This is a genomic window from Paraburkholderia sp. TE9906 (genome assembly GCF_056279605.1).
In genome coordinates, this window is the sequence record NZ_JBWCCT010000001.1 from 546020 (window position 1) to 558902 (window position 12883).

Annotated in this window: 8 protein-coding genes and 1 riboswitch; all 8 genes read right to left on the reverse strand. The window is 63.3% G+C overall.

Features of this window, described 5'->3' with window-relative positions:
- Positions 1-234 precede the first annotated feature (234 nt).
- On the reverse strand, positions 235-2043 hold the full coding sequence (gene atzF / locus ACZ9H4_RS02465; RefSeq protein WP_476118149.1) for an allophanate hydrolase: 1809 nt from the start codon (positions 2041-2043) through the stop codon (positions 235-237).
- 19 nt (positions 2044-2062) lie between these two features.
- Positions 2063-5662: an urea carboxylase gene (gene uca / locus ACZ9H4_RS02470; RefSeq protein WP_476118150.1), complete on the reverse strand. Its 3600-nt coding sequence runs from the start codon at positions 5660-5662 to the stop codon at positions 2063-2065.
- A gap of 174 nt (positions 5663-5836) precedes the next feature.
- Positions 5837-6478, reverse strand: a complete 642-nt coding sequence (locus ACZ9H4_RS02475) for an urea amidolyase associated protein UAAP2 (RefSeq protein WP_121323585.1) — start codon at positions 6476-6478, stop codon at positions 5837-5839.
- A gap of 15 nt (positions 6479-6493) precedes the next feature.
- Positions 6494-7198, reverse strand: coding sequence for an urea amidolyase associated protein UAAP1 (locus ACZ9H4_RS02480; RefSeq protein WP_408151832.1), 705 nt, complete (start codon positions 7196-7198; stop codon positions 6494-6496).
- Positions 7199-7214: 16 nt separating this feature from the next.
- Positions 7215-8006, reverse strand: a complete 792-nt coding sequence (locus ACZ9H4_RS02485) for an ABC transporter ATP-binding protein (protein WP_408139502.1) — start codon at positions 8004-8006, stop codon at positions 7215-7217.
- Positions 8003-8818 carry an ABC transporter permease gene (locus ACZ9H4_RS02490; RefSeq protein ID WP_408139504.1) on the reverse strand — a complete coding sequence of 272 codons (816 nt, stop codon included), beginning with the start codon at positions 8816-8818 and terminating at the stop codon, positions 8003-8005. Before ACZ9H4_RS02490 ends, ACZ9H4_RS02485 begins: the two co-directional genes overlap by 4 nt.
- A 35-nt stretch (positions 8819-8853) precedes the next feature.
- A complete protein-coding gene (locus tag ACZ9H4_RS02495) occupies positions 8854-9924 on the reverse strand; it encodes a putative urea ABC transporter substrate-binding protein (RefSeq protein WP_408139506.1) in 1071 nt (356 codons plus the stop codon).
- 58 nt (positions 9925-9982) lie between these two features.
- A riboswitch (guanidine-I (ykkC/yxkD leader) is annotated at positions 9983-10082 on the reverse strand.
- Positions 10083-10843: 761 nt separating this feature from the next.
- On the reverse strand, positions 10844-12448 hold the full coding sequence (gene hpnH / locus ACZ9H4_RS02500; RefSeq protein ID WP_408152118.1) for an adenosyl-hopene transferase HpnH: 1605 nt from the start codon (positions 12446-12448) through the stop codon (positions 10844-10846).
- Between the last annotated feature and the right edge of the window lie 435 nt (positions 12449-12883).

Sequence of the window (12883 nt, forward strand, 5' to 3'; positions counted from 1 at the left end):
GGGCAGTTTGTTGCCGGACTCAGGGCGTGCTTCGTGGCGATCAGTTCATTACACATGGTGCGTTCCGCCCTGCTCGCGCAGGGATCAATGTAGCGGTCATCCGCGCGAAAGAAAAGGGCCAAATCTTGTATTGCCCTCAAGGGTCCAGGGCGCCGTACCCGCTCCCATACAAATAAAATGAGCGGTAGCCCAGGCATGGCTACCGCTCAAGGACGCATCCGCCCACCACACGCGCTATTTGCGCCCGCTAGCGAGCCATGCTCGCCAGCCGCCGAACTCCGTAATGTCGGTCCCGACTTCCAGGCCATAACCTTCGCACACAAAGCCGGTCACCCACGTACCATTCGCCAGTTCGACCTTCCCTAGCGCAAGCGGAGAGGGAATCGTCGTGAGGAACGAGCCCAATTCCAGACTGGGCATCTCCCAGACTTCGATCGCGATCGCCGCGCCGCCGTCCGGCACGCGCCGCATGCCGGGCCGCCTCGTGCCATCCGGCGTGGCCGCCAGCGCGGACAAGCGATAGCGCGGCGCGGTTTGCGTCGCCTCTACGAGGCGTGCGCCGCGGCAGACCAGATCGCGATTGAGCGGCAAACCCTGCATGTGGGCGCCGCACACCGCGACACGTACCCGATCGTTGGCCGCCGTCGTCGGTCGCTCGCTCGCCTCGGGTTTGCCGCCCCCGACACATTCGACACCGCTTGCTCGCTGCAGCAGATCGGCCACACTCAACAGATACTGATCCGTGAACGCGCGGCCGAACACGGTTACGCCCCATGGCAGGCCATTCGTCATGAACGCGGTCGGTGTCGCGACGGCCGCGTAGTCGAGCAGATTCACGAAGTTGGTGTAGTAGCCAAGCAACGAGTTCGGCCCGATGGGGTCGCGCTCCAACTCTGCCAGCGTGACGGGACGCGGATAAGTCGGCGTGAGAACGAAGTCCAGTGATTCGAGCGCGGCGTCGCAGACGGCCTTCAGCGCTTGCAGCCGGTATTGCGCGCGAAACAGTTCGACTGCCGTGGCGCCCGGCGCCTTCGCCAGCACGTCGCGGATGACCGGCAACACGGCCTCCTTGTTCGCTTCCATCAACTCGCCCGCCACGCTGTAGCGCTCCGCGACCCATGGGCCTTGATAAAGCAGGTTCGCCGCTTCGCCGAACGGCGCGAAGTCGATCTCGACCGCCTCGCCGCCCGCCGCTTGGAGCAGCGCACGGGCCTTCGCAAACAACGCCGGACTTTCGGCACAGCCCGCGAATTCGAGTTGCGACGGCACGCCGAAGCGGAAAGCCGCGAGCTTGCCGAATGCACGCGCGTCGTTCCATTGCGGGTTCTCGCGGCTGTATGCATCGCGGGGATCGGCTTGCGCTGTGAGTGCGAGCAGGTCGCTCGCTTCGCGCGCGGTCGCCGTGAAGTAGGTCACGCAATCGAGCGTGCGGCAGGCCGGCACGACGCCGCCGGTGGACAGCACACCTTTGGTCGCCTTGAGTCCTACGAGGTTATTGAGCCCTGCCGGCACGCGGCCGGAGCCCGCCGTGTCGGTGCCGAGCGCAAAGCTCGCGACGCCCAGCGCGACGGCCAGAGACGACCCGGCACTCGATCCGCCCGACGGATAGTCGGGATGCACGCTGTTGCGGCACTTGCCGTACGGTGAACGCGTGCCGTTCAGGCCGGTGGCGAACTGGTCGAGATTGGTCTTGCCGAGCGGCACGGCGCCCAGCGCGATCAGCCGCGCGACGAGCGTCGCCGACTCGCCTGGCGTATAGGCGAACGCGGGACAGGCGGCGGTGGTCGGAATCCCGGCCAGGTCGATGTTGTCCTTGATCGCGAACGGTATGCCATACAGCGGCAATGCTTCGATATCCTGTGTTTCCAGCCAGTCCAGATACGGCGCGACTTCCGCTTCGCCCAGAAGGTGGATGAACAGATGAAACTCGGGATTCAGTGCAGCGGCTTTTTCCCGCAGCTCGCCAACCAACTGGCGCGGCGTGAGCGTCCCGGCACGGTAAGCGGCGCGTAGCGTAGACAAACGCAGATCGAATGAAGACATGGATGTTTTCCCCGGAAAATCAAAGACGTTCGATGACGGCAACGCGCTGCCCCGCGCGCACCGCGGAGCCAGGCGCCACGTGAATTTCGCCGACGGTTCCCGCACACGGCGCGCATACGGAGATTTCCATCTTCATCGACTCGATGACAAGCAGCACGTCGCCTGCCTCGACCGTGTCGCCAGAGTTCACGCGCACTTGCCAAAGGCTGCCGGCAATCTCGCTGTCTACCGCTATTTCGCCATCTTTCAGCGGCGCCAGTTCCGCGTCCTCGGCAACCGGCGCATCAAAGCTCTCTTCCACCGTGCCCGCTGCGCGCCAGCGCTCACGTTCGGCCTGAAACGCGGCCTGCTGACGCGCGCGGAATTGCTCGATGCCCGCCGATTCGCGCGTGAGGAACGTTTGATAGTCGGCCAGCGACAACTCGGTTTCCTCGATCTTCAACGGATAGCGCCCCAGCGGAAAGTCCGCGCGAATCCGCAGCAACTCGTCGGCAGGGACTTCATAGAAGCGAATCTGATCGAAGAAGCGCAACAGGTAGGGCCGTCCCGCGAAATCCGCGACTTCGCGATAGCGGTTCCACATCTGCAACGTGCGGCCGACGAACTGATAACCGCCTGGCCCCTCCATCCCATACACGCACAGATACGCGCCGCCGATGCCGACCGAGTTTTCCGCCGTCCACGTGCGCGCCGGGTTGTATTTGGTCGTCACGAGCCGATGGCGCGGGTCGAGCGGCGTCGCGACGGGCGCACCGAGATACACGTCGCCGAGCCCCATCACGAGATAGCTGGCATCGAACACGATCTGTTTGACGGCATCGATCGAGTCGAGATCGTTGATGCGGCGGATGAACTCGAGATTGCTCGGGCACCACGGCGCATCCTTGCGCACCGTGGTCATGTATTTGTCGATCGCCAGCCGGCACGCGGGATCGTCCCACGACAGCGGCAAATGCACGATCCGCGACGGCGCGCGCAAGTCCTTCTCCAACAGGACGTGCTGCCACGCGCGCTCGACGATTGCAAGCAACTGCGACAGCGGTAGCGTCTCCGGCTGATAGTGAATCTGCAGCGAGCGGATGCCGGGCGTCAGATCGATTACGCCAGGCAGCGCCATCGATTCGAGCGACTGCATGAGCGCATGGCCGCGAAAGCGCAGCACGAGATCGAGTTCCGCCGGGCCGATTTCGAGCAATAGATGCGTGTCGCCGGAAACACGCGCGACGAGCCGTTCGCGATCCGCACCGGTATCGAGAACGATCGGCGAGACAAGCGCGGCGGGCTCGGTGAATTGCGGTGTTGCGTCGAATTCGAGCGTCTGCAATTCACGCAGACGTTGACGCGCCGCCTCACGCGCCGCATCGATGTGCACCGGCACGAAGCGCACCTTGTCGCCCGCTTTTAACTGGCCGATCTGCCACAGATCCGCCTCGATGATCGTCACCGGACAAACGAAGCCGCCCAGGCTCGGGCCATCGGGTCCGAGAATCACAGGCATGTCGCCGGTGAAATCGACGGCGCCGACCGCATACGGGTTATCGTGAATGTTCGACGGATGCAGCCCCGCCTCGCCGCCGTCCTCGCGCGCCCATTCCGGCTTCGGTCCGATCAGACGCACCCCGGTGCGGCTGGAGTTGAAATGGATCTCCCATTCGGTGTCGAAAAACTGCTCGATATAACGCGGGCTGAAGTACTCCGGCGAGCCGTGCGGACCATAAATCACGCGCAGCGTCCGCACCGTTTCCAGCTCGGGCACGTTGGCGAGCGCCGCGCCCGCTTCCTCGTCCTGCAGCGGGTGAAGATGCAGGACATCGCCCGCGCGCAGCGCCCGCCCGCCATGTCCGCCGAACTGGCCGAGCGTGAAGGTGCTACGGCTGCCAAGATACACGGCGACATCGAAGCCGCCGCGCACGCACAGATAGGCACGCGCACCCGCGCCGCGAATCGTGCCGAGCGCGAGCGTCGAACCGGCGGCGACAAAGAGCGTCGTGTCCAACGGCTGTTCGATATCGTCGAGCAGCACCGACAGACGCGCGCCCGTCACCGTGACGACCGCATCCGTGTTGAAGCGCAAGGTCGGCCCGCTCATGGTGATTTCGAGCGCGGCGGCGTCTGCGGCATTGCCGAGCAGCCGGTTGCCGAGCCGCAACGCGCGGTCATCCATCGGACCGGAAGGCGGAATGCCGACCGCCCAGTAGCCGAGACGGCCCGGATGATCCTGCACGGTCGTCTGCGTGCCGCCGCTGACCACTTCGATCGTGCTCGCGCGATACTTGAGCCCTTCGAGACAGCGCGTCCACGGTTCGCCCGACGCAAACGGGTGATCGTCGAGAATCTGCCGCAAGTAGTCGCGGTTCGTCTCCACGCCGTAGATGCGCGTGTTCCGCAGCGCGTCGTTGAGCGCCTGGCGCGCCGCGTCGCGCGTCGGCGACCATGCAATCACTTTCGCCAGCATCGGGTCGAAGTAAGGCGGCACTTCGCAGCCCGCTTCCACCCACGTATCGATGCGCAGTGCGCGGCCGTCCGCGTGCGCAAACGCGACATCGGTCAGCAAGCCGGGACTCGGCTTGAAATCGCGGCCCGGGTCTTCGGCATAGAGCCGTGCCTGAATCGCGTGTCCCCGCGGCTGCAAACCCGCGGCGAGTTCCTGCAACGGCGCGAGCGAGCCCGCCGCCAGTTCGATCATCCAACGCACGAGATCGACGCCCCAGACCTGCTCGGTCACGCCATGCTCGACCTGCAGGCGCGTATTCACCTCGAGGAAATAGAACTGCTGCGCGGCGCTGTCGTAGACGAATTCGACGGTGCCGGCCGAGCGGTAATTCACCGCCTTCGCGAGTCTCACGGCGGCGGCGCACAAGGCGGCCGACATGCCGTCGGGCAAACAGGGCGCCGGGGTTTCTTCGAGCACCTTCTGGTTGCGCCGCTGCACCGAGCAATCGCGCACGCCGAGCGCAATCGCATCGCCCTGGCCGTCGCCGAAAACTTGCACTTCCAGATGCCGTGCCCGCTCGATGTACTTTTCGAGGAACACGCCGGCGTCGCTGAAGTTGTTCTGGCCCAGACGCTTGACCACGTCGAAATGCGCGCCCAGTTCCTCGACGCTCCAGCACACCCGCATGCCAATGCCGCCGCCGCCCGCCGTGCTTTTCAGCATCACCGGATAGCCGATCGCGGCTGCCGCATCGAGCGCGGCGGCGAGGTCATCGAGCAAGCCGGTGCCTTCGAGCATCGGCACGCCCTCTTGCGCCGCGATGGCACGCGCCGTGTGCTTCAGACCGAAGGCGCGCAATTGCGCCGGCGTCGGTCCGATGAACGCAATGCCCGCCGCTTCGCACGCTTCGCCGAAACTGGCGTTCTCCGACAAAAACCCGTAACCCGGATGGATCGCCTGCACGTTCTCGCGGCGGGCGATCGCCAGAATCTTTTCCGTATCGAGGTAGGTGGCCGACGCGGCGCCATCGCCGAGACCGTGCGCGATGGGCGCCTCGCTCACATGAAGGCTCGCGCGATCCGCTTCCGCGTAAACAGCCACACCGGTAACGTCGAGTTCGCGCAGCGTTCTAAGGATGCGGCACGCAATCGCGCCGCGATTGGCGATCAGGATTTTCTCGAACATGAAAGGGATCTTGATTCATGGGCGGGCCGTCCCGCCACGTGGGAATGCATGCCGCGGTCGTCCGCGGCAGAGGTCCGTGTCAGCGATCTGCGTGAGTCAGTTGTTCGCGCGTGCAGGTGCAGCAGCGTCCCGAGCGAACCAGCATAACGAAGTAAAACCAGTTGCGGATACGCTTCAGTTCCATATCAGCAACTCCGCGGGCGTCGGGTTGTAGGCATTGCACGGATTGTTCAGCTGCGGGCAGTTGGAGATCAGCACGATCACGTCCATTTCCGCGCGCAATTCGACGTACTTGCCCGGTGCCGAAATGCCGTCTTCGAAAGTCAGGCCCCCTTCGGACGTCACCGGCACGTTCATGAAGAAGTTGATGTTCGCGCCGATGTCCTGCTTCGACAAACGTCCGTCGTGTGCACAGGCGCGCAGGTAGTTATCGCGGCAGCTATGCATGTAGCGCTTTTCCAGCGCGTAGCGCACGGTGTTGCTCTCCTGCGCGCACGCGCCGCCGAGCGTGTCGTGACGCCCGCAGGTGTCGGCGACGATCGTCAGCATCGGCTTGCCGAGGTTCGAATAGAGCACGGTGCCCGTCGTCAGGTACAGGCTTTTCTGCCGGCGCAGCGTGCGTTGCGGGTCGAAACGCTCACGCGGATCGGCGAGGCTGAAGAACAGCGTGTCGACGGCCTGATTGCCTTCCAGATCGAGAATGCGCAGCGTCTGGCCGGCCTTCAGTTCGTGCAGCCACGGTTCACCGGCCGCGAGTGTCTCGCGAAAGACCGCGTGTTCGGCGCGTTTGTCGCTAGCTGTCAGCGTCGTTGTCATGATGTCGGGCTCCGCTCAAAGAAAGAAGCGATCGGTGTTGATGAAACCGCGCACGTTTTCCTCACATGCGGTTCGGCACAGTTCGGCGACGTCGCGCTCCGCGTGGCTCAAAGCAAGCTTGACCGGCTTGGGCGCATATTCAGGATTCGGATCGAGCGGATGCTGGATCGCGGTGAGCACGACGAGCGTGTTCATCGGCGCATACAGGTCGACGTAGTCGCCGGCCTTCGAATTGCCGGGCACGAAATTCAGCGCGCCTGCGTCCGTGACGTCGACACGGCTGAAGAGGTTGAGCGTCATCAGCAGGTCCGAGATGCCGAGCCCCCACTTGCCCATCTCGACGAGCAGATTGTCGGTGCCGTTGCGATAGAACGCGTTGCGCAGTTCCTGATAGCGGCCCGCTCCGTAGCGTTCGTGCACTTCTTCCGCGTTCGATACGCCGCCGATGCTGTCGTGCCAGCCGCAGGTGTCCGCCACGATCGCGGCCAGCACACGGCCCATATCGGAGTACAGGCAATGACCGGCCGTGAGTTTCGCCGTGTGCTGGCACTTCAGCGTGTCGGGCAGGTTGAGCCGTTCGCTCTTCTCGTTTGCGTTGATCAGCATCACGCTGACGTTCGCGCCGCCGCGCAGGTCGGTAATGCGCAGCGACTGGCCGCGCTTGACGATCAGTGAGGCATGGCCGCCGCCGGGGACGGTTTCTTCGAGTAGCAGATCCATGAGGTTAAGACTCCTGTCAGGCTGAGACCGCTTCGACACGGGACGCGCCTTCCACCACGGCCTGGGCCATGTGAAGGGACGACGCGGAACCGCGGCTATGGTCGAGCGGAATGTTGTAGGTGATGCGCGCGCCGTAGGCGCCGGGTGCTTGCGGATCGACACGGACCTTGTCGAACACCAGCACGCGGCTGCCCAGCGTGAAGCCTTCCTTCAGGTCGTGTGTGACCATGAAGATCGTCAGCTTCGATTCGCGCCACAGGCTCAGCAGCAATTCGTGCATGTCCTTGCGGATACCGGGATCGAGCGCGCCGAATGGCTCATCGAGCAACAGGACGCGCGGCTTCATCATCAGCGCCTGAGCAATCGCGAGGCGCTGTTGCATGCCGCCCGAGAGTTGCTGCGGATATTTGTCCAAGGCCGCGCCGAGCCCCACGCGCTCCAGCATCGCGGCGGCCTCGTCGCGCGCCGCACGGCGTCGCGCACCGAACAGACGGCCCGTGAATTTCGCGCGCGGCAATTCGAGTCCCAGCATCACGTTGCGAATCACCGTGAGATGGTCGAACACCGAATAGCGCTGAAACACCACGCCGCGATGCTCATCGGGTTCGCCGGGCAACGGTTCGCCGTCCAGCAGAATCTCGCCGCGCGTCGCGCGCTCCTGGCCGAGCAGCAGCCGCAGGAACGTGGACTTGCCGCAGCCCGATGCGCCGACCATCGAACAGAACTCGCCTTCTTCGATGCGCAGGTTCAATCGTTCGAGCACGACCTGATCGCCGTATTCCTTCCAGACGTTGCGAACTTCGATCATCGTGCGCCTCCGCCATACCAGGGAAACGACCATTGCGTGAGGCGGCGCAGCAGTTCGTCGGTAAGCCACGCAAGCAGCGTGATCCACGCCACGTACGGCAGGATCACATCCATTGCGAGGTAGCGGCGCACCAGAAAGATGCGGTAGCCGAGGCCGTCCGTCGAAGCAATCGCCTCCGCCGCGATCAGAAAGAGCCACGCCGCGCCGAGCGACAGACGCATCGCCACCAATAGACGCGGCAGCAATTGCGGCAGCACGAGACGCAGAATCAACGTCCAACTGGTCGCACCGAGCGTCTGCGCCTTGACCCATAACTCGGTGGGGATTTCACGGGCCCGCGAATGCAGATCGCGGATGATCATCGGCGTAATGCCGACCACGATCAGCACCACCTTCGACAATTCGTCGAGCCCGAACACGATGAACAGAATCGGCAGCACCGCGAGCGGCGGGATCATCGAGATCACCGTGATGAACGGTGAAAACGTTGCGCTCACCAGCGGAAACGAGCCGGTCGCGATAGCCGCCACGAGAGCAATCACCGCACTCACGACGAGGCCGATGCCGAGCCGCCGCAAGCTCGATACCGTATCGGCCCACAGCAGATACTCGCCCGTGCGCTTGTCCTCGGTAAAGGCGACCTGCTTGATGGCGTCGCTCATTTGCGTCGCGCCCGGCAGCAGCTTGTCGTCGGGGTTGAGCTGAAGCCGCATCGACGACCCGGTGAAATAAATCGCTATCAGCACGATGAACGGCAGCAACAGCAGCATCAAGCCGCCGCTTCGGCTGGGATATCGATTGATGAGTCGCATGGCTGCCCGCCTTGTGAAATGCGTGGGTGTGTGCGTCAGAGCTTGCCCGCCGCCGCCATCTCGACGTAGGTCGGATCGAAACGCAGCTTGACGTTGCTCTTGTTGCCGATCACGACGCCCTTGTCGAACGCCATGCCGACCACGTCCGCGCTTTTGGCATCCTGTCCGAGCAGACCGTGATCGAACGAGAATTTCGCGACGCGCGTCATGATCTTCGGCATGTCGGGGCTGGTGACGAAATCGAGTGCGGCTTGCGGCGTGTAGAAAAGCGCGGTGGTCGACAGTTGGCCCTTGAAGCCCGCGAGATCGGTGCCCGATGCCTTGGCCATCGCAGTGAGCGCGGTGGTGCTGTCGGCGTTATTGGCGTGCATCAATGCGACCATTTCGAACCATGCGCCCGTCAGCGCTTTGCCGAGTGCGGGGTTGTCGTGCAGGGTCTTGGTGTTGACCACCATCATGTCCATGATCTCGCCGGGGATCTTGCTCGAATCGAAGACTTCGGTGACGTTCGGCTGTGCCTTCAGGTCGGCAAGCATCGGGTTCCACGTCACCGCGTTGTGGACCGCGGGCGTCGCGAACGCGCCGGCGATGTCGGCATCGGACGTGTTCACCACTTTGAGGTCGCGCTCGCTCATATGGGCGCTTTCGAGCGCGCGCGCCAGCAGATAGTGCGAAACGGAGAACTGAACCAGATTGATCTGCTGGCCCTTCAGGTCGGCGAGCTGCTTGCCCTTGCCCTTGATGAGCACGCCGTCGTTGCCGTTCGAATAGTCGCTGACGATCAGCGCCGTCGAATCCACGCCGCCCGAGGCGGGGATGGTCAACGCATCCATATTGGTCATCGCGCAGCCATCGAACTTGCCGGCGGTGTACTGGTTGATGGATTCGACGTAGTCGTTCAGTTGCACGACATCGACGTTGATGCCGTATTTCTTCGCCCACTTCGAGACGATGCCCTGGGTTTTGGCCTGCCCCCACGGCATCCAGCCCGCGTAGATGGTCCAGCAAACCTTGAAGTCGGTACGGCCCGCGGCAAACGCGGAGGTGGAGGCGAACGTGGCGAGGGAAACGGCGGCGATGCCGAGAAAGCGAACGAGCTTGCGCATGAGGTTGACCTCGGAAGGGACAGTTAGCGACGGCAGGGAGCAGCGCAAACATCGCGTTCTCTCCCGGGCTTTTGTCCCGCCGTGTAACCTCGCCTGAGGTCGACAGCTCTCGGACCAGCGCCTGCGTGAAGCAGGCCGGAACCCTAGCCATCCATTTCCAGATTGTGTTTTGAACCGGATGATGCGCCGGCTCCTTGCCCTTTCTGTTAAGCGAGAAGTGTGCCAAATAGGAACAGGTGCGTTTTCTGCACGGCGCTGCGGGTGCCTGCCCCGCCTGGGTGACGGCGTGCACGTTGGCGTGCTGAACTGGCACCTTATTCGTGCATGGCTATTGGGCCTTCAGCATGATTGATGCGCGCTGGATTGGGAAATGGTCGTGCTTCTGACGCCGCAGGTGGTCCGATTCAAAGATAAGCATACCGAAGAAATTACCGTGAAACCCACCGCCCTCGTCTCGGGCGCCACCGGCTCGACCGGCAGCGCCGCCGCAAATCGCGGCAATCGTCAGTCAAACGCTCGGCAAGAAAGTCCGCTACAGGCAGATCACGCCCGAAGAGTGGGTGCAGACCGTATTCGGTAGTGAGTTTCCGTTCGGCGCGCAGCACCTCCATGGCATTGTCCAGGCGCATGCGGCAGGCCACATGGCCGGCATCAATGGGACACGATGGAGAAGCTCACGGCCCACAGGCCGGAGTCCGTAGCGGAATTCGTCGAGAGGAACCGCGACGCTTTCAAATAAGGTCGGCAACAGCTCGCCACAATAACGTGGTCTCGCTTGCTGCCGCTCCCGTTCACCGGCCGATTAGCTGGACCGGTGTCAAGTGGGCGGAGGACGGCGGCCAACCGCCGCCGGTTTTCAATTGGATACTGTGGTCCGCAAGGGCGCCGGCCGGGCATCCCCGCTGGCTGCCCTCAGCTGTCATTCATCCAGACATTCAGGCTCGATCTGGATGTTCTTTTCGCCCGCGGCCTTCTTTTCCCAGTAACGTCTGACCCAGTTTTCGAAGGTCTTTCCGGCCGCCGTGTCCTTGCCGGTGAAGGCGATGGAGCCGATCTCCGCGTACGGGATCACGTCTTTGGTCTGCTTGCCGGTCGGAATGATCCGAACGAAGCAATCCTTGAAGGCCGCGCCGTATTGGCGGTCGTACAGATAGCCGGCGACAGTCGAGCCATCTTTGCGGGTGATCGTGACGTCGCCACGATAATCGAAGGCCTTTTCCATCGCCTCTCGAACGGCCGCTTCAGTCGTTAGTTCCGGCGTCCAGCCCTCGAGATGCTCGTGCTCGGTACCAGCGGCCGTCTCCATCTGATCCGGAGCGACTGCAGCGGCCGTCGGCGCGGCGGCGTGGGCCGCTTCGCCCTTCGCGGCTTCCGCGCGCGGCGCCGTGGGGACGAACACCATCGGCACTTCGTGCGACGTCTTCTTCCATCCTGCGAGTATTTCGGTGGCCTCGCGATCCTCATAGCGATCGAACAGCATCGCCTTGACCGTCTGGAACAGGCCCTTGAACGAGCCAAACGTGTAATTCACGCCGCTCGCCTCGTAGCCCGAGTGCACCATGCAGTTCGCGCACTTCGGATTGCCGCTCTCGGTGCCGTACTCGGACCACTTCACGCTTTCCATCAGTTCGTCGAAGCTGTCGGCGTAGCCATCCTGGAGCAGATAGCACGGCTTTTGCCAACCGAAGATGCTGTAGGTGGGCATGCCCCACGGCGTGCAGGTGAGGTCCTTCTTGCCCATCAGGAATTCCATGAAGATCGGCGACGCGTTGAAGCGCCAGCTCTTCTTCCGGTTCGACAGGATCGAGCGGAACAGTTTCTTCGAACGCGCGCGGCCAAGGAAGTGCTTCTGGTCGGGCGCCTTGTCGTACGTATAGCCGGGAGACACCATCATGCTTTCGACGCCCGCTTCCATCATTTCATCGAAGTGCAGGCGGACGCTGTTCGGGTCTGCGCCGTCGAACAGCGTCGTGTTGGTGGTGACGCGAAACCCTGCCGCGACTGCGGCCCGCACGCCTTCCATCGCGATGTCGTAGCCGCCTTCACGGCACACCGCAAAATCGTGGTGCTCGCGCTGGCCGTCCACGTGCACCGAGAAGGACAGATACTTGCTGGGCTTGAAAAGGTGCAGGTTCTTGGCAAGCAGCAAGGCGTTCGTGCACATATAGACATACTTCTTGCGCGCGACGAGGCCGGCGACGATCTCCGGCATCTGCGGATGCAAAAGCGGCTCACCGCCCGGAATCGCGACCATCGGCGTGCCGCATTCCTCGACCGCCCGGAAGCATTGCTCAGGCGTAAGCTCCGACTTCAGCACGTGCGCCGGATATTGAATTTTCCCGCACCCGGCACACGCCAGATTGCAGCGCATGAGCGGCTCAAGCATGAGGACGAGCGGATAACGGCTTCGCCGCATCAGCTTCTGTTTCAGAACGTAGGTAGCGACTGTCCACGCCTGCGAAATTGGGACTCCCATGCTGCAAATACTCCTAGATAACCGGGTTACCGTGCGGCCGACCCGCACTGTGCTCAAGAAAAAGCTGAATGTTTGATTCGGAAGCGATCATGTGCCGAATCATGTCGAACGCGTCCGCGCGCTCAGCGTCGGTGCCGGCCGGGATAAGTTCGACTTTGCGCGCAATGATCGCACAAACTGCGCCGCCGGGTTGGAAGCGGCCGCAGACGGCTTGTAACGCCCGCGGGCACCCGAAGCGACCCGGCGCGGCAGTGAGGTTGAATGGGCCCGCTCCGGAGCGTTGCGACCGGCGCATGCGGGTCGATCTTTGAGCCGTGGTCGTGCGGCTCATATCAGCCGGGAATGACGCTTCGACCCTATGCCCCGCGTCGCCGCAAGCGGATTCCGCATCGGGCGGCATGCCGACAGGATTGCCGCGTGGTCAGGCCGGTTCCGCCAACAGCCGCCGCGCGACGTAGCCGACTGCGCGGCCGAACCGACAGC

Coding starts and splice junctions, on each gene's coding strand:
- ACZ9H4_RS02490 (WP_408139504.1), bottom strand. CDS start 8,818: ATGCGACTCATCAATCGATATCCCAGCCGAAGCGGCGGCTTGATGCTG.
- atzF (WP_476118149.1), bottom strand. CDS start 2,043: ATGTCTTCATTCGATCTGCGTTTGTCTACGCTACGCGCCGCTTACCGT.
- uca (WP_476118150.1), bottom strand. CDS start 5,662: ATGTTCGAGAAAATCCTGATCGCCAATCGCGGCGCGATTGCGTGCCGC.
- ACZ9H4_RS02485 (WP_408139502.1), bottom strand. CDS start 8,006: ATGATCGAAGTTCGCAACGTCTGGAAGGAATACGGCGATCAGGTCGTG.
- ACZ9H4_RS02480 (WP_408151832.1), bottom strand. CDS start 7,198: ATGGATCTGCTACTCGAAGAAACCGTCCCCGGCGGCGGCCATGCCTCA.
- ACZ9H4_RS02495 (WP_408139506.1), bottom strand. CDS start 9,924: ATGCGCAAGCTCGTTCGCTTTCTCGGCATCGCCGCCGTTTCCCTCGCC.
- ACZ9H4_RS02475 (WP_121323585.1), bottom strand. CDS start 6,478: ATGACAACGACGCTGACAGCTAGCGACAAACGCGCCGAACACGCGGTC.